At 45.8% G+C, this 16827-nt stretch carries 10 protein-coding genes and 1 pseudogene; 5 read left to right on the top strand and 6 right to left on the bottom strand.

From position 1 onward, the window contains the following. Positions 1-204: 204 nt before the first annotated feature. From GN208_RS08510 to GN208_RS08530, 5 genes are all read right to left on the bottom strand, one after another. Positions 205-1128, bottom strand: a complete 924-nt coding sequence (locus GN208_RS08510; RefSeq protein ID WP_015422508.1) for a LysR family transcriptional regulator — start codon at positions 1126-1128, stop codon at positions 205-207. Between the two features lie 91 nt (positions 1129-1219). Beyond that, the gene (gene rnz / locus GN208_RS08515; protein ID WP_004235912.1) at positions 1220-2137 is read right to left on the bottom strand and encodes a ribonuclease Z; all 918 of its coding nucleotides are present in this window, start codon (positions 2135-2137) and stop codon (positions 1220-1222) included. Between the two features lie 42 nt (positions 2138-2179). Next, entirely contained in the window at positions 2180-2743 is a 564-nt protein-coding gene (locus GN208_RS08520) for a YiiX/YebB-like N1pC/P60 family cysteine hydrolase (RefSeq protein WP_004235911.1), read from the bottom strand. Next, entirely contained in the window at positions 2743-3144 is a 402-nt protein-coding gene (locus GN208_RS08525) for a DUF4878 domain-containing protein (protein WP_004235910.1), read from the bottom strand. Before GN208_RS08525 ends, GN208_RS08520 begins: the two co-directional genes overlap by 1 nt. Before the next feature lie 194 nt (positions 3145-3338). Further along, positions 3339-4547, bottom strand: coding sequence for an ROK family protein (locus GN208_RS08530; RefSeq protein ID WP_004235907.1), 1209 nt, complete (start codon positions 4545-4547; stop codon positions 3339-3341). A 169-nt stretch (positions 4548-4716) separates the two neighbouring features. Here GN208_RS08530 and GN208_RS08535 point away from each other — a divergent pair, with 169 nt between their 5' ends. Together GN208_RS08535 and GN208_RS08540 are read left to right on the top strand one after the other, a co-directional pair. After that, positions 4717-5535 carry a purine-nucleoside phosphorylase gene (locus tag GN208_RS08535; protein WP_004235906.1) on the top strand — a complete coding sequence of 273 codons (819 nt, stop codon included), beginning with the start codon at positions 4717-4719 and terminating at the stop codon, positions 5533-5535. A gap of 129 nt (positions 5536-5664) precedes the next feature. Next, a complete protein-coding gene (locus GN208_RS08540) occupies positions 5665-6918 on the top strand; it encodes a nucleoside permease (RefSeq protein WP_004235905.1) in 1254 nt (417 codons plus the stop codon). Between the two features lie 84 nt (positions 6919-7002). On the opposite strand, the gene GN208_RS08545 is transcribed toward GN208_RS08540, so the two are convergent. Beyond that, positions 7003-7884, bottom strand: a complete 882-nt coding sequence (locus GN208_RS08545) for a LysR family transcriptional regulator (protein WP_004235904.1) — start codon at positions 7882-7884, stop codon at positions 7003-7005. Between the two features lie 748 nt (positions 7885-8632). On the opposite strand from GN208_RS08545, the pseudogene GN208_RS08550 reads away from it, so the two are divergent. The 3 genes and pseudogenes from GN208_RS08550 to GN208_RS08560 all read left to right on the top strand — a co-directional run. Continuing rightward, positions 8633-9469, top strand: a pseudogene (locus tag GN208_RS08550) (SpvB/TcaC N-terminal domain-containing protein); the annotation flags it as partial. Positions 9470-9826: 357 nt separating this feature from the next. Then, positions 9827-13006 (top strand): toxin TcdB middle/C-terminal domain-containing protein, encoded by a 3180-nt coding sequence (locus GN208_RS08555; protein ID WP_225806432.1) that lies wholly within the window; start codon positions 9827-9829, stop codon positions 13004-13006. Between the two features lie 222 nt (positions 13007-13228). Then, positions 13229-16786 (top strand): Tc toxin subunit A, encoded by a 3558-nt coding sequence (locus GN208_RS08560; protein WP_046024677.1) that lies wholly within the window; start codon positions 13229-13231, stop codon positions 16784-16786. Positions 16787-16827 lie beyond the last annotated feature (41 nt).

Genomic DNA, 16827 nt, shown 5'->3' on the forward strand with positions numbered 1-16827 from the left:
ACAATTGAATGCGGACGGGAAATGACGAAAAACGCAGAAAATCAGGTGAAAAAAGGAAATAAAAAAATGTTATTTATCAGTAAATTAATGGGTTAATTTGTATGATAAAAGGACAGGGTCACATTAATTAGGCCACAATGGTCAATAGAGAAATTCCAAAAATCGACTAATCAATATCACAGATAGATAACAATCCTGAATCTGTCAGCCGAAATAAGGACTGATTGCCTGATATGACGCCTGAATATGATCGATCAGCAGGCGGATTTTGACCGGCAGATGGCGGGTGTACGGATATACGGCATACACGCCGAGTTTTTTGCCGCTGTAACCCGGCAGAACTTCCGTCAGCAACCCGGCCTCCAGATCCTCATGCACCATACAGCGCGGCACCATGGCGATACCGTGGCCGCTGAGCAGTGCTTTGCGGATGGCGCGGGCATTATTGAAAGCGATATTACCGCTTACCTGCAATTCATAGATTTCACCGGTATCCGGGCGGCGCATCAGCCAGTTTGAGGTACCGCTTTGCTGATAGGTGTAGGTGAGGCAGTTGTGTGTCAGTAAATCTTCCGGATTCTGCGGCGCGGGGTGTTTTTCCAGATAGCGGGGGGAGGCGAGGATCACCCAGTGAGAATCAATCAGCGGACGGGCTATCAGGCTGGAGTCACTCATCATCCCGGTACGGATAGCCAGATCAATCCGTTCATTCACCAGGTCAACAAACCGGTTCTCCAGATGCATTTCCACTTTCACATTGGGGTATTTTTCACAGAATTCCGCCACGCTGTCGCTGAGAACAAGTTCTCCGGAGATAGTGGGTACTGACATACGTATAAGACCGGTCAGTTCATCACTGTTGGCACTGACTGCCTGCAAGGCACTGTGAACCTGGCCGGTAAGGGATTTGGCATGCTGATACAGCACGCGGCCGTTTTCCGTGACAGAGAGGCTGCGGGTGGTGCGGTAGAGAAGACGGGCGCCGAGGGCTTTTTCCAGCCGTCCTACCCGTTTGCTGAGCACAGAGCCGGTGACACCGGCCATTTCCGCCGCTTTACTGAAGGAGCCGCAATCCACAATCAGCGCAAATAAAATCAGATCATTGGCGTACTCGTGGGCGGGCAGCATGGTAAAACCTCCGGCAGTGAATGAAACAATAAACAGCATTCACTATATCAAAATCTGTGTAACAGTGATAATCACGCCGGAGACAGACAGGTTAAAGCGGGTACACCATGTGGTCAAAGGCAAACACTGTGGCCGGGAAAATCGCCTGACACCCGCGAAGTAAACGCTCACAATCTTCTTCGCTGTAGCGCCCGCTGAAATGGGTGGCGATCAGCGTACCAACCCCGGCATCACGCGCCAGAGTGGCGGTCTGCACGGTGGAGGAGTGTCCGCGGCTGTTGGCTTTTTCTGTCATAGTGCCGTCAAGTGTGGCTTCCAGCACAATCACATCTGCATTCTGTGCCAGTTTCAGCGCATTTTCACACGGCGCGGTATCTCCGAAAATCACCAGATGACGTCCGCGCTGCGGTTCGCCGAGATAATCCGCCCCGCAAATCACCCGGCCATCATCCAGTGTCACTTCGCCGCCCTGTTTCAGGGTCTGCATCCACGGGCCGCCGGGCACGCCTTCGGCTTTCAGACGCTGTGCATCCAGTGCGCCGGGCTTGTCATGCTCTTCAATCCGGTAGCCGTAGCTGATCACCGGGTGCTTGAGTGAGTAAGCGCTGACTTTCAGTTGTCCGTCATCGTAAATCACCCCTTCCTCATCTATCTCAATGATCTCCAGCGGGAAAGTCAGATACGAGCCGCTGAGTGTCAGTGCAGTTTCAACAAACTGCGCCAGTCCCTGCGGGCCAAAGAGAGTAAGTGGTTCCTCACATCCGCCCATGGAGCGGCTGCATAACAGGCCGGGCAGGCCGAAAATATGGTCGCCGTGCAGGTGGGTGATAAAGATTTTTTCCAGTTTCGGGATTTTGACCGGACTTTTCAGGATCTGATGCTGAGTGCCTTCGCCGCAGTCAAACATCCACAGGCCGCGCTGTAATGATTTGAGATCCAGCACCAGGCTGCTGACGTTGCGGTTGTTCGACGGAACACCGGCACCGGTGCCCAGAAAAATTAACTCCATGTTGTTCCCTGTATTGCAGTTGCCGCCGCGCGGAGGCCGGTATTACGGAATACGGCGCAGTTGCGGCGAGCGGGTAATATTTTCCGGTAAGATTAACGGTTCTTCCGCCAGCGGTAAACTCAGACGGGTTTTGCCGGTGATGATCGTGACCCCGGCCGACTGCCAGGTATCTGCTGCCAGTTGTGTGCAGTACAGCCCGTCCTGCGGGTTGATGCTGAAAGGCGTGCCGAGCTGCGCAAGGGCATTATCTCGGGCGCGGCGGTGATTTTCACTGTCTGCCTGTACGGCATACCAGGCAACCTGTCCGTCTTTGGCGTGTTCAATAAAGAAATCAAGGGGATCGCGGTTCACGCCGCTGATACCGTCCGGGTGCTCCTGCGGGGTGGCGTGGATAACATAAGTCCCTTCCGGTGTGATATCAACAATACCGACATGGCTGAAACCGCTGTTATCGATACTTCTGACAATATCACTGATGGCTTCGCCGCCGTCACGGAAAACCAGGTCACCGCTCTGAATGCCGGGCGGCGGTACTGCTGCCTGCAGCGGCAGTGCGGCTGTCAGCAGCGCCGGGAGCAGAAACCCGGCGCAGAGTGTATGTCTCATCAGCGCAGGATGATTTTCCAGTCGCCTTCATCTTTTGTCAGCATGAAACGCTCATCTTTCTGTTTGCCGTCTTTGAAATTGACTGTCAGGATGACGGTTGCGCGTTTTTTGCTTTCATCAATATCGACGGATTTCACTTCTGTGCTTTCCACGCCGCCGTTGCCTTCAATGCGGCGCGCCATATCACCGACAATCATCTGTACTTTGCCTTTGATTTCCATCTCATTTTTCTGTTTATCTTTTTCCGGGATGGCGAGCAGATCATAAGCTTTATCCGCATCTTTTTTCTCAACAGCACTGTAGAACTGTTTAACAACATCCTGCGGGGAATCACTGCCGCAGGCGGTCAGCATCATACTGCCGGCCAGCAGCATCAGGGTGAGGGCGATTTTTTTAAACATAGTTTTTCCTTTAAAAGACAACAGGTGTTTTTATTATTTTCTGATGAAAATACCGGCAGTATACGGACATCCGGCGGCTTGGCAATCCTGTATATAACGCTGACGGCGGATTCAGGGAAAGATAGCGCAGTGAGGGCGACACTGCGCAGGTTATTATGCGGATACCTGTTCAGGAAAACCCCGGCAGAGGATTATCAGGGCGTATCACTGAGCAGGCTCTCCAGCACCATCGCGCCGGCTCCCTGAGAAACCACTTCATAGGAATCAAACGCAGGCACTATCCGGGTGTTAATCTGCAGGAATCCGGCCAGTTTTTGCGCCACGGTTTTCTGCACAGTGGCGAAGAAAGTGTGTTTCGGGGTCAGCGTCCCGCCGCAGACCACCACATCCGGCTGGAAGGAGAGAATGGTATTGGCGATTGCCAGACCGTAATAATAAGCAGCCTCTTCGAGTGCATCGGTACAGATTGGATCAGCCAGCTCAAGGGCTTTAAAAATCACATGGTAATCAATCTCCTGCTCATCACTGACCAGCGAGGTGATGACGGAGGGTTTGCCGCGCCGCAGATGCTGAATCACGGTTTTGCGGATAGCTTCCAGCGAACTGTACTGATTAAGACAACCAAACGAGCCGCATTCACAGGTGCGGCCGTGGAGATCGAGCGTCATATGCCCGAACGCATTTTCCGAGCCCGGCGGCATAAAGCGGACAGGCTCGCTGAGAATGGTACTGCTGCGGATCTCCGCGTCACAGGTGGTGAAAAACAGGCGGCGGCTCTCTTTGTGGCGCAGCCGGTATTCTGCCAGTGCGGCAAAATTCACCCCGCTGCCGATAGTCACCTGACATCCGGTACGGCTTTCCGCCATCTCACGCAGTAACGGGATCAGATAATCATTCATGGCGCGGCGGTCACTGCCGGGAGGCAGGGTGTAATCCGCCGCAATGCCGATACCGAGCAGATCATCCGTACTGAGGTGATTTTCCTCCAGCAGTGATAACAGCCGGGTGAGCAGACGCTCCAGCAGCACCTGCGGCGTTTCCTGTCCGGCAGCTTTGATTTTGCAGGTCGCCAGCACATCCAGCTTCAGGTTTTGCAGCACAATCGTGGAATAGATATTGCTGATTTCAATCCCGGCGAGCCGCCCTCTGTCCGGATTGACACTGTAGAGAATCGGTTTGCGCCCGCCGGTGGATTGCCCCAGTTCTGCCGCGCTGATAAGGCCCAGCCTGCTCAGCTCATCCAGCAGCCGCGCACAGGTGGCGCCATTCATGTTGGCTTTTTCTGACAGCGTTTCCGCTCGGATAGGCCCGTCATTCAGAATCAGCTGCCAGAGGGTTTTCAGTTTCCGGGTTTTGGAGTTTTTGGATGACCGGAATTCACTGAGTATGCCGGATAACGTCATAAGCCCGAATCTCCTTTTATCACGGGGCACTGTCTGTTATTCATCATTGTATCCGGATCCTTTTTCTCATATTGAGAAGAAGATCCTGTTTCCGTGTTTACATCTGATCTACAATCGCGGCATACATTTCATCAATTGTTACATCCCGGATAAATTCAGGAGATAAATAATGCATCTCACCGCTGATATCGCAGAAAGCAAAGCGTTCGTCGAAGCGCAGATCACTGTTAAACCGACTATCGGTATCATTTTAGGCTCCGGCCTGGGACCGTTTGCCGATACCCTGGAGAATGCTGTCCGCATTCCGTACAACGATATTCCGCATTTCGCCAGCTCTTCCGCTGTCGGCCATGCCAATGAGCTGGTTATCGGCACGCTGGGCGGCAAAACCGTGGTGGCGATGAAAGGCCGTTTCCACTATTACGAAGGCGTGTCGCTGGATCAGGTTACCTTCCCGGTGCGTCTGATGAAAGCGCTGGGTATCGAAAAGCTGATCATCACCAATGCCTGTGGTGCAGTAAATACCGGTTTTGCCCCGGGCGACCTGATGCTGATCACGGACCACCTCAATCTGACGGCAAATAATCCGCTGATCGGGCCGAATAATCCGGATCTCGGTGTGCGCTTTCTGGATGTCAGTGAAGTGTACAGCAAAAATCTGCGCGGTATCGCCAAAGCGGTAGCCGCAGAGCAGGGTGTGACCATGCGCGAAGGTGTCTACGCCTGGTGGACCGGTCCGGTTTATGAAACACCGGCGGAAATCCGGATGATCCGCACACTGGGCGCGGATGCGGTGGGGATGTCCACCGTTCCGGAAGCACTGGTGGCGCGCCACGCCGGGATTGAAACCCTGGGGATTTCCTGCCTGACGAATATGGCGTGCGGTATTCTCGACCAGCCGCTGAGCCACGACGAAGTGATTGAAACCGCTGAGCGGGTGAAAAGCACTTTCCTGAAGCTGGTTACCGGTATTATTTCCCGTTTTTAATCAGATAATCATCAGCTAAGTGTGGTTTTCTTTTTCTCAGTATAACATTAAGAAAACCGTCGTTCAGAGGCCGCCCTGACATCATGGGACGTCGGCGGCCTTTTTTTCTTTATCTCAGCGGAGATACCCATGGATATAAAAGTCAGACTGAAAGCGATGCTGTTCCTCCAGTATTTCATCTGGGGCGCGTGGTTAATCACCCTCGGCTCGTATATGATGGCAACCCTCAAATTTACTGGGGCTGATGTGGGCTGGATCTACAGCACCAAAGGGCTGGCGGCGGTGATTATGCCGGGCCTGGTCGGGATTATTGCCGATAAATTCATTCCGGCGAACCGGCTTTACGGCCTGTGTCACCTGATCTGCGCCGGTGCACTCTTTTATGCCGCAACTGTCACCGATGTGAATGTACTATTCTGGGTGATGCTGCTGAATGCGATGGCCTTTATGCCGACCATTGCCCTGTCAAACTCCGTCAGTTACGCAAGCCTGCAAAAATATAACCTCGATCCGGTTACGCATTTCCCGTCTGTCCGGGTGTTCGGTACTGTCGGTTTTATCGCGGCGATGTGGGCGGTCAGTCTGATGAAATTCGAGCTGAGCAATATGCAGCTTTATATTGCCGCCGGCGCATCATTGCTGCTCGCACTGTATTCACTGACACTGCCGGCAATTCCGGTGGTAAAACAGACCGGTACGACCACCTGGGCACAGCGTTACGGCCTGGATGCCTTTGTGCTGTTTAAACAGCCGGTCATGGCGGTGTTTTTCCTGTTTGCCATGCTGCTCGGCGCAGTGCTGCAAATCACCAATACATTCGGTAACCCGTTTCTGCATGATTTCGGCCGTATCGCGGAATATAAAGACACGCTGGTGGTGCAGTATCCGTCTGTGCTGCTTTCTGTCTCACAGATGGCTGAAGTGGTGTTTATCCTCGCGATCCCGTATTTCCTTAAACGCTACGGCATCAAAACCGTGATGCTGATCAGTATGATTGCCTGGACACTGCGTTTTGGTCTGTTTGCCTTTGGTGAGCCGGTATCAATCGGTTTCTTCTTCCTCGTGCTGTCGATGATTGTTTATGGCTGTGCATTTGATTTCTTCAATGTCTCCGGCTCGATTTTCATTGAAAAAACCGTCAGTTCCAAAATCCGCGCCAGTGCGCAGGGACTGTTCATGATGATGGTTAACGGTGTGGGAGCCTATGCCGGTGCGATTGTCAGCGGTAAGGTTGTGGATATGTTCACGGTGGACGGCGTGAAAGACTGGCAGTCAATCTGGCTGATATTCGCCTCTTATACTGTGGTGCTGGCGATTATTTTCCAGTTCACTTTCCGCTATGACCATAGGACTGAAAAAGCCGCAGAAAAAGCGGTGGTATAAGCCGGTTATTACCGAAACCTGTAAAAAACTAAAAAATGCCCTGTTTTCGGGGCATTTTTTTATTATCCGGTTGTTGCGATAATGTTAATTATTGACCTCACTTATTTTTAATACCAGGTCAGTAATTGGCTGATTACATTGTTCTCTGAAGTAAACTCTTCTGTTAATAGTCATGCGATAAGGTAAAGAAAGTGAAATAAAACTGCAGTTTTTTCTTTTCATATCAGGAATAAATTTATTATTCCCGGCGATAAGGCTATAACCCGCAGCGGAAGAAATAAATTCCGGAATATCATATGCATCTGATATCCTGGTGATATTGCAATGACCATTTTTGTTAAAGAAGATTTTTAAAAATGTATTGAATATTTCACTTTCAACTTCATTTTCTTTCTGAATGAGACGTTCATGTTTAATTAATTCCTGAATTGAACCATATTTAGATAACAGGTCATTATGAACAAGTAATCCTGCCTCTTCCTGAGGGAGCTTTATATATCTGATGTTTTTATTATCCGGAATTATAGCTGATGAAATAACTATATCTGTATTGTTTGACAGTATTTCTTTTTCAATATCAATTTGTTCCTCTGACGTCAGAGATAGATCAATATTATGTCTTTCTTTACAAAATTTAAGTATTTTTCCTCTGATTAACGAACAATAAAGTCCGTTAATTTTGACATTAACGGATATTCTGTTACCTTTTCTTTCTGACAATTTATCTTCTATATTTTTCATCTGAAGATAATAAGGTAAAAGATCATTGTAAAGATGCGTACCTGCGGTTGTCAGTGATACCTTTTGGCCGGAGCGTTTAATTAATGAAATGCCGGTTTTAGATTCAAGTTCACGAATGCCATGGCTGAGTGCTGAAGGTGTCAGATTAAGTTGTTCAGCCGCGTTCGTCAGGCTGATATTTTCAGCGATAGCAATAAATTGTTTGAGCTGCCTTGAAATAAACATAATTTTAACCTATGCAGGAATGTCATTAACAAAGGTATAGTCGTTATCATTTTCAATAAAACAGATAATTACATATTGTATCACCAGGTACATTACTTTTTTTGCAAAAAAAAGTAATAAAGTAAAAATGTGTTTAGTGTAAATAGTTTATCCATTTATTCATTTTTTAAATGTATTTCAGTGATGGATTTATCTGCGAAATAATAATTTATATAAATCAAAATCCAATGTATTAAATATTTGGGTTGGTATCTGCATGAGTCCCTGATTATCACTGATGAGTTAAATAAAATTCAGTAAGGTGAGAAAAAAAATATGTTGTATCTCTGGGGAGGGTATTGTAACTGATAAAGGATGGTGAATAGTTCCTGGTCTTGCAGGATGACATGTAGGTATTATCGGCTCAGTTTAAGGATATAAGGATAAAAAATTATGCAGCCCGTATCGGGCATACTAAAAGAAATAAGCAATAACAGTGATAATACAGATCAGGTCTCATATGATTTAATGCCACTATCCTGCGCAGAGACTTGTGATAAATATCATAGTGTTATTTCTTCCTCTGAGTCTGAAGCGCTTTTACTGCATGTACAGGAACAAAAGAAAAAAAATAAGTTTACTGATTGCGTTTAATGAACCATCTCCGGCCCGTATACGCGCCGCTGTAAGGAAACCGAAAATGAATAATACAGAGCAGGTGAGAATCGAAACGCCATCATTGCCGAAAGGAGGTGGTGCGATTACCGGAATGACCGGCGAGCCGGGAATCATCGGACCGGATGGTGCTTCCGCCTTTTCCGTTCCGCTGCCGGTCAGCCGCGGGCGGGGTTATTTCCCCGAACCGGTACTGAGCTACAACAGCCGCAACGGTAATGATGCCTTCGGGCTTGGCTGGACGGTCAGTATGGCAGCGCTCAGCCGCAGAGTGGTAAAAGGTGTTCCCCGCTACACGAATGAAGATGAATTTACCGATCCTGATAATGAAGTTATTGTTCCTGTTTTGGGGAGTGACGGCAAGCCGGTATCATCCCCGAAAAGGAAACTGCTTGATACAGACCTGAAAACGGAATACCGGGTAACACAATATCGCCCCCGGCTGGAAACCTCATCTGACCTGCTGCAATACTGGCAGGCGGAAAGAGATGTTCCGGGGTGCCCGTCTGAGTTTTGGGTCATATTTGCGGCAGACGGGCAGGTACACCTGTTCGGATATGAGGATTCGGCCCGCATATATCAACCGGATAATCCGCGACACATTGCCCGCTGGTTAATTAATGCGTCGGTATCCCCTGAGGGGGAGCAGATTTATTATCGTTACAGTAATGAGGATAATGAAGGGTGTTCTGAAGATGAAATCCGTTTTCACCCGAAACAATCATACCGTTACCCTGAAAAAATCTGTTACGGCAATAAAAAGAGCGGGCGCCATTTTCCTTGTGTGAATAATAGCGCTGATGATAACAAGTGGCTGTTTTTCCTGGTGTTTGATTATGGTCAGCGCAGCTGTACGCTGGCTGATATTCCCGGATGGCAGATTCCGGCAGGGAAGCAGTGGCCGCTGCGTCAGGATATCTTTTCCTCTTATGAATACGGATTTGAAATTCGTATCCGGCGTCTGTGCCGTCAGGTTCTGCTTTTTCACCGCACTGCTGATTTGAAGGCCGGTACCGATCAGGGGAGTGACCCGGAGCTGGTATCGCGGCTTGTTCTGACCTATGACGAGTCCCCGGTCATCACAACACTGGTTGCCGTACGTCGCTCCGGTTTTAATGACCCGGCGGATAAAAACGGGATAACCGTATTACCACCGCTTGAATTTAACTGGACGAAGCCGGAAAAATGGTCAGAACATCAATGGGAAACATTGGATCATATCGGGAAACTCAATTCTCATCAGCCTTATCAGTTCCTGGATTTATGGGGCGAGGGAAGCAAAGGTTTATTGTATAAAAATCGCGGGGCGTGGTGGTATCGCTCTCCCGTAAGAAATAAAAACAGCAGTGATATAAATGCCACCACCTGGAGTGAACCGCAACTTTTGCCGGATATTCCTGCATTGGATAAACATACACTGCTGATTGACCTGGATGGTGATGGTCGCCTGGAATGGGTCGTTATTCACCAGAGGGCAAACGGTTATTATCCGCAGGATAAAAATAATGCGGAACAATGGCTGCGTTTCTCATCTCTCAGCGGTTTACCGACAGAATTCCATTATCCGGCAGCACAGTTAATTGATTTTACAGGTAAAGGATTGTATGACTTAGTGGTTATCGGCCCGAAAAGTGTCCGGCTGTATCCGTCAGATCGTAAAGGCTGGAAGGCCGGTACAATCATTAAGCAGCCTGATGGTGTAACACTGCCGGTTTTGTCGGGGGATGAACGTTCTTTTACCGGATTCAGTGATTTACCGGGGACCGGTCAGCAGCACCTGGTCCGGATTAATATGGATGGTGTTTATTATTGGCCGAATAAAGGTAATGGCTATTTTGGCCATCCTGTTCATATTCCGGGTTTCATTCCGGGAGAGCATTTTGACCCTGCAAACCTTTATCTGGCGGATATTGATGGTAACGGTTCGGCAAATATTATCTATGCGCATTCTGATTACCTCGATATTTATATTAATCAGAGCGGGAATCGTTTTTCAAAGCCGGTTAAATTACCGTTACCCGAAGGCGTCCGCTATGATCATACCTGTGAACTGCAATTTGCTGATATTCAGGGAAATGGCGTGGATTGTATGATCCTGATCAGGCCATTGCCGGAGTTGCGCCATTGGTTGTTTGAGTTCTCAACTAAAAAACCGTGGCTCCTCAGTGAGGTAAATAACAACATGGGTATGAATTACGCGCTGAATTACCGGAGTTCGGCGCAGTTCTGGCTGGATGAAAAAGCAGCATCAGAACATCAGAAAACGCCTGTCTGTTATCTTCCTTTCCCGGTTCATTGTGTATGGAAAACGGAAACTAAAGATGAAATTACCGGTAATACGCTGACCAGTACGGTGAATTACCGTCATGGTGCATGGGATGGTTCTGAGCGGGAGTTCAGGGGTTTTGGTTATGTTGAAATAACGGATTCTTTGCTGACGGAAAATGAAGAAGGTAAACCGGAAACAACGGTGCCAAAACAAACCCGCAGTTGGTTTGCGACAGGTATTGAATCACTGGATAAACGGTTTCCCGGGGAATACTGGAATGAGGACAAGGCTGCATTTCCCGGCTTTGCGCCCAGATTTACACAAAATTACGGTGATAAGGAAACCGAATGTAAGGATGATTGTAAAGGCGCCGCGAATTATTGGCTGCGTCGCGGATTAAAGGGGCAGCTACTCAGGCAGGAAGTTTACGGTATTGATAAATCAAAATTATCAGCAGTGCCTTATGAGGTTACTGAACAGCGGATTGCTGTTCGTCTGGCTGAAAAACGGGGCTGTTATCCGGTGGTTCGTCCGTCTGTTATTGAACATCGCCACTATCTGTATGAACAGTTTGCTATTGATCCTAAATGCACACAGACGGTGATCCTCAGTAGTGATCAATATGGTTTGCCACTGAAACAGATCACTATCAGTTATCCGCGACGGAAACGGGATATTAATCCCTATCAGAGTATTGAGAGCCTGCTGGAAAGTACATGGGTGAGCGGTTATGATTTACAGCAGGAGAAACTGCGTTTTGTATTACAGAAAAACAGTTATTACGTTCTTGATAACCATGGGAATGGTATCCGGCAGCTGGCGATAGCGGATGCACAACGGCAGGATACGGCTGAATTTGACCGCAATGAATTGCCACAGGATGGTTATTCACTGGAGAGTTTATTACAGAAGGATAGCCTGAGTAATAAACCGAAACAGTTCGAATTTTCCGGGCAAACTCGCGTGGCGTATCTGAATAAGTCCGGAAAAAGCGGACTATTATCGCCTGACTTTCCTGTACGGGTAGCTTACATGGAACACGCTGAATTTGATGTAAATCATCTTAAAGAAATGAAAGATTATTTCCCGGAGGGAAGTGTAGAGAAGTTATTATCATCCGGAGGATACATTGAAACGAAGTATGCATTTCCGGAAAAAGATAAGAAAGAAGAAATCATCTATGCAGCACAACGGGACATAACGAAATACGGAACTCAGGAACAATTTTATAAACCGATGTCTTACCGTGCTACAAACCTGACAGAATTCAATAAACTTAAGTGGGATAAATATTTTTGCGTGGTTGTTAAATATACGGATTCAGCCGGGGGAATAACTAAACCTGAATATAATTTTAAATATTTGTCTCCCGTTAAAATAACGGATATTAATAATAATGTATCTTCTTTAACGTATAACGGGACAGGGCAGGTTGCCAGTGTCCGGTTTTCCGGTACAGAACAGGGGAAAAAAACTGGATATTCTGATACTGCATTAACAATCCCTGATAGTATTGCAGATGCACTTAGCCTGACTACCCGTTTACCGGTATCTGAGTTGTTTCTGTATGAACCAAACAGCTGGATGCTAAAAGTTTCCCCCGAATTTATGGCGCCGGAGTATAGTGATATTATCTCAAAGCTGCAAAATGATAATATCATTACAGAAGATGGTTATGTCAGTGCATTTTCCCGTTATCGTATTAATGAAGATAACCGCTGCTTAATAAAAGCCGTGATTATACCGGGTGAAAAAAGGTTGCCGCCACATGTATTACAGTTAAAAACTGATCGTTATGATAATGACAACGCTCAGCAAATACGGCAGAAAGTGACTTTTTTTGATGGCCTTTCCCGTCAGTTGCAAACATCTGTCAGAGTTGAATCCGATAATACGGTTATACGAAATGGAAAAGGCAGTCACTCTCCGAAAAAACATAATTCTGATTTCCGCTGGTCGGTAACCGGCCGTAAAGAATATAATAATAAAGGTTTTATTATTCGTGAGTATCAGCCTTATTTTATTAATGACTGGAAGTATGATGTTGACTTTATTTCAGGAAATGAGCGGTGGTCAGATACTAATTATTATGATCCGCTGGGGCGCCTTATCAAAGTTGTGACAGCAAAAGGTTATTTACGTAACACCATATATACACCCTGGTTTATTGCACAGGAAGATGAAAATGACACGGTATGATCGTTGTTAAAATATTCTCAGTAATAATATAATATTATTGCATGTTGTTTTATTGGCTCTTGGTTTAACTAAATATCATGCAGGGTTTAATTATTGTCTGAAATATTACAATAAGTGACTTTTCCAGATAAAGATTATTTATTTCCATGGTGTTAATTATAAAGCACTGCATGGTTTACTGTATTTCATTATTAAAATCTGCCTTATTAAGGAGGAGTTTTGATGGAAAGTGATAAACATAATTTACTTTTTTCACGGATAGTTGAGCAGGCACTTCCGGGATTTTCAGATAAATTATCAGCAAGAAAAAATGAAAAATCGGTTATTACCCGTCTGAAGCAGGGAAAAAAAGGGCTGATGGCTGACTATCCCGGACTCGGATATCCGGATGCTGAAATATTGCATAATCGTCTGGCAGTTGCAGTTCATACTGTGGCCCGTAAACAACGGGAATTACGTCAGATCAGTGAGTTTCGTTCACCGCGCGAAGAAAAAGGACTGAAAGCATTAACCCGGCAATTAACTTATGAAGATCAATTCTCGCCAAACTGGGCGGGAAATACTTTACCGGATGCGATAGATTCAGGCCACGGCGCTGTTGCTTATCTTTATGACCTGCTTACATTTGTGGAAAGAATGATTGAACCGAAGGGAGACAGTGATAAAGCGATTACACTCAAACAGCGCAGACCGGATATTTATAATATTTTACTGAATGAAGAGAATGTAAACGGAAGTATTTCCAAAATTCAGATTATTAATCAAATCATGAGTACTGCAATAAGTCAGCAGGAAAATAGTGAAGATCCTGAGAAACTGATGCTGAATGCACGCTATCCTTACCAGTTTCCGTTTGAAAACTATATGAATCAGATTTATGCCGTACTGGATGAATATGACCTATCTATAGGTGATATTAAACGGCATTGCGATCCCGAGGCGCCTTATTTCACACAGCCGGTTTTGCACGGAAAGCGTTCAGATTCTGCTCTCTGGCTGGATAGTCGTTTAGGGCCTGGTCTGCGTAATATTTTGCTGGCCGGACCACAAATACAAAATAGCAAGAAAGAAGATAATGAGAAATATTTTAAGAGAAATTTTGGTGTTGAACAGTTTACGGATTTACTGAATACCACGGTTTTCTGTCAGCAATTAAAACTTGAGCGTGTAGATCTGGAATCATTGTTTTCCTGTGGTGAATATACACCACATTTATCCCCGAATGTTATACCGGAAATAAGTAACAGATATGCGGATAAGGAGCCGGGGCGTGAGGTATCTCCGGCTGTTTACGGTTCGGTATTTATTAATAATGGTGTAATGCCTGCTATTAGTGTTAATGAAAAAATACACAGTTTCAATGAACTGAATGAAGGAAGATGCGAACGCATTGAACGTTTTCTGCGTCTGTCGAGGGCACTTAATCTTCCTTATGAAAAACTTGATACCTTATTGATATCTATTTTAAAAGCTGAAAATAACCAGAGCGGTCACAAATGGGATATTACTACAAATACCCTGAGAGCTATTGGCTTGTTCACGCAAATGAACAGAAAACTAAAATGTACAGCCAGTCAGTTTTCTGTTTTATATGATGGTATTTCGGTTTACAGCCGGGGAAAAGATATCAGTGATTTTGACCGGTTATTTAATAATGATGACCGCTTTAATTACCGTTTTATTCTTGATGACAAAAAAATGGAAGAACGGGATATTAACCGTATCTGTAGTGTTTTTGGTATTAACTACGATACTTTTTCTTATCTGGCACTCCTGACCCGTGAAGTTATGGGACTGAATGTATTAACCCGCAGCCGGGATGTTATTTCTGCAATTTATCGTCCTGTGGTTTTGGCTGACCTGCTGAAAATAAAACCCCTGGAATTACTCGCATTAATGAAATCAATGAATCCTGATGCTCAGTTTGGCCGTTTATTTACAGGGATACCGGAAAACCAGGTGTACGGATCATTCGGACAGGCGGATATTACCAGTGCAATCAGTGCACTAATCAGTCTTCAGACATGGCGGAAAGAGAATAAACTGTCTGTAGCACAGATCTTTAATTGGATCACACCTGCGATTGTCGATGACCAGGAAGATAAAACTGAGCGGGAACTGTTCCGCCAGATTAAAGAAAATACAGACAGTGCACTATTCAGTAATGAAGTCTTGTATCTTGCTGGTGTACCGAAGGATATAAACTGGGTTTCGGCATTACAGGAACTGGTCGATGACCAGGGAATTCTGAAGGATGCTGATGATGGTCTCGACTGGGACAGTTATAAAAAAAATGCATTAAAAATAATTACTTCCAAGTCGGAAGAAAAATTAAAAAATTTAACATCGGAAGAAAGAAATACTATAGTTAATACGATTCTGTCCGTCCTTTTGGAAAAAAGAGCAGCACAGTGGAAGAGTGTGAGTGGATTACTGGAAGGATATCTTGGAAATAAAACTGACAGTATTACACCGGCATTGTACTGGTGTGGTAGTAATACAGGTGAGTTTCTGAAAAATATCAGAGCACTGCCTGATAATAATATGTTGTCCGCTAAAGATAATAACGTCATGGTGTTATTGTCATCTCTGCGGCGTTATAGTGATATTATTGCACACTTCCGTCTTGAGCCAGCTATGATGTCACAGTTATTATCTCATGATAATAATCACAACTGGTACAAACTGAAAACAGAAAAACCTGATTTACAGTTGCTTTACCGGCTTTCAGTATATCGGAAGCTTATTGATGATGCTAAACAACCGGCTGATAAATTATTAAACTATCTTTCTCTTATTAATTCACTCCCGATAGATAGCCGCAGTGATGAAATACGCCTGTATCGTGATCAGGCACTGAATAAATTATCTCTTTTTATGGGATGGAGTATTAATGAGTTATTAACTGCAGCACAGTATGTCGCGCCGGAAAATGCCATCATCCGGACATTGCCGCAAATTCTTCTCGTTAAACAAATCCATTCCGTCTGCCTGAAAACGGGGTTGAGCGCCCGCAGTGTTATTTCGCTGTTTAATCTGGATGAAAGCAGTGAATCATCACTGTATCAATCTGTTGCCGGCCAGGTAATGGAAAGTCTGGCACAGCAGGATGTATCACTTTACAGCAACGATGAATCCAGTCAGGGAGACCTGACCGCAAGTGTTTCAGCCGGGAAGACAACACTGCTGGTTTACAGTGAAAATCAGCAGGAAGAAGAGGAAGAGAATGGGGAAGATAAGACATTGCTGACAGTTACCTTACAGACACTGGAAAGTACACCGTTGGAGGGAGTACCCGTTGTATGGAAAAATATATCCGGACTGGGTGAATTAACTGATACTGAAAGTAAAACCGATACATCAGGCCGGGCATCGGTGACATTAAAAGCGGGGAAAAAGCAGGGAGTTGCATTAATTAAAGCATATTATGGTGTGAAGAATATTTCGCTGCCTCTTATCCGGATTGATTGCGACAGCAGTTCGTTGGGTGCTACCGATATTCAGACCGTACCGGAAAAACCGGTAGATATTCCGGCAGACGGGATATCAGCTGTTGAAATAACAGTACTTTTCAGAGACCAATACGATAACCCGGGTATGGATAAAAATATTCGCTGGGAAACAACCGGAGGCCGTTTTATCCATAAGGAGAACATTACGGATATTGATGGGGGCTGTCACGCGACACTGGTCAGTGATAATCCTGCAGATATTGCGGTGAATGTGTTCTATGAAAATAATCCTGAATACTCGATGAGAGTTAATATCTCTTTTATTTAAAAATAGCCGGTTCGGATGAGTTTTTCTGGTGTGTATAACGA

The organism is Morganella sp. HSTU-ASny43, assembly GCF_022819185.1.
Classification (GTDB): domain Bacteria; phylum Pseudomonadota; class Gammaproteobacteria; order Enterobacterales; family Enterobacteriaceae; genus Morganella; species Morganella morganii.

What these genes read in the sequence shown, in the direction of transcription:
- GN208_RS08510 (WP_015422508.1), bottom strand. Translation starts at nt 1,128, where the DNA reads ATGCTGCCCGCCCACGAGTACGCCAATGATCTGATTTTATTTGCGCTG.
- rnz (WP_004235912.1), bottom strand. Translation starts at nt 2,137, where the DNA reads ATGGAGTTAATTTTTCTGGGCACCGGTGCCGGTGTTCCGTCGAACAAC.
- GN208_RS08520 (WP_004235911.1), bottom strand. Translation starts at nt 2,743, where the DNA reads ATGAGACATACACTCTGCGCCGGGTTTCTGCTCCCGGCGCTGCTGACA.
- GN208_RS08525 (WP_004235910.1), bottom strand. Translation starts at nt 3,144, where the DNA reads ATGTTTAAAAAAATCGCCCTCACCCTGATGCTGCTGGCCGGCAGTATG.
- GN208_RS08530 (WP_004235907.1), bottom strand. Translation starts at nt 4,547, where the DNA reads ATGACGTTATCCGGCATACTCAGTGAATTCCGGTCATCCAAAAACTCC.
- GN208_RS08535 (WP_004235906.1), top strand. Translation starts at nt 4,717, where the DNA reads ATGCATCTCACCGCTGATATCGCAGAAAGCAAAGCGTTCGTCGAAGCG.
- GN208_RS08540 (WP_004235905.1), top strand. Translation starts at nt 5,665, where the DNA reads ATGGATATAAAAGTCAGACTGAAAGCGATGCTGTTCCTCCAGTATTTC.
- GN208_RS08545 (WP_004235904.1), bottom strand. Translation starts at nt 7,884, where the DNA reads ATGTTTATTTCAAGGCAGCTCAAACAATTTATTGCTATCGCTGAAAAT.
- GN208_RS08560 (WP_046024677.1), top strand. Translation starts at nt 13,229, where the DNA reads ATGGAAAGTGATAAACATAATTTACTTTTTTCACGGATAGTTGAGCAG.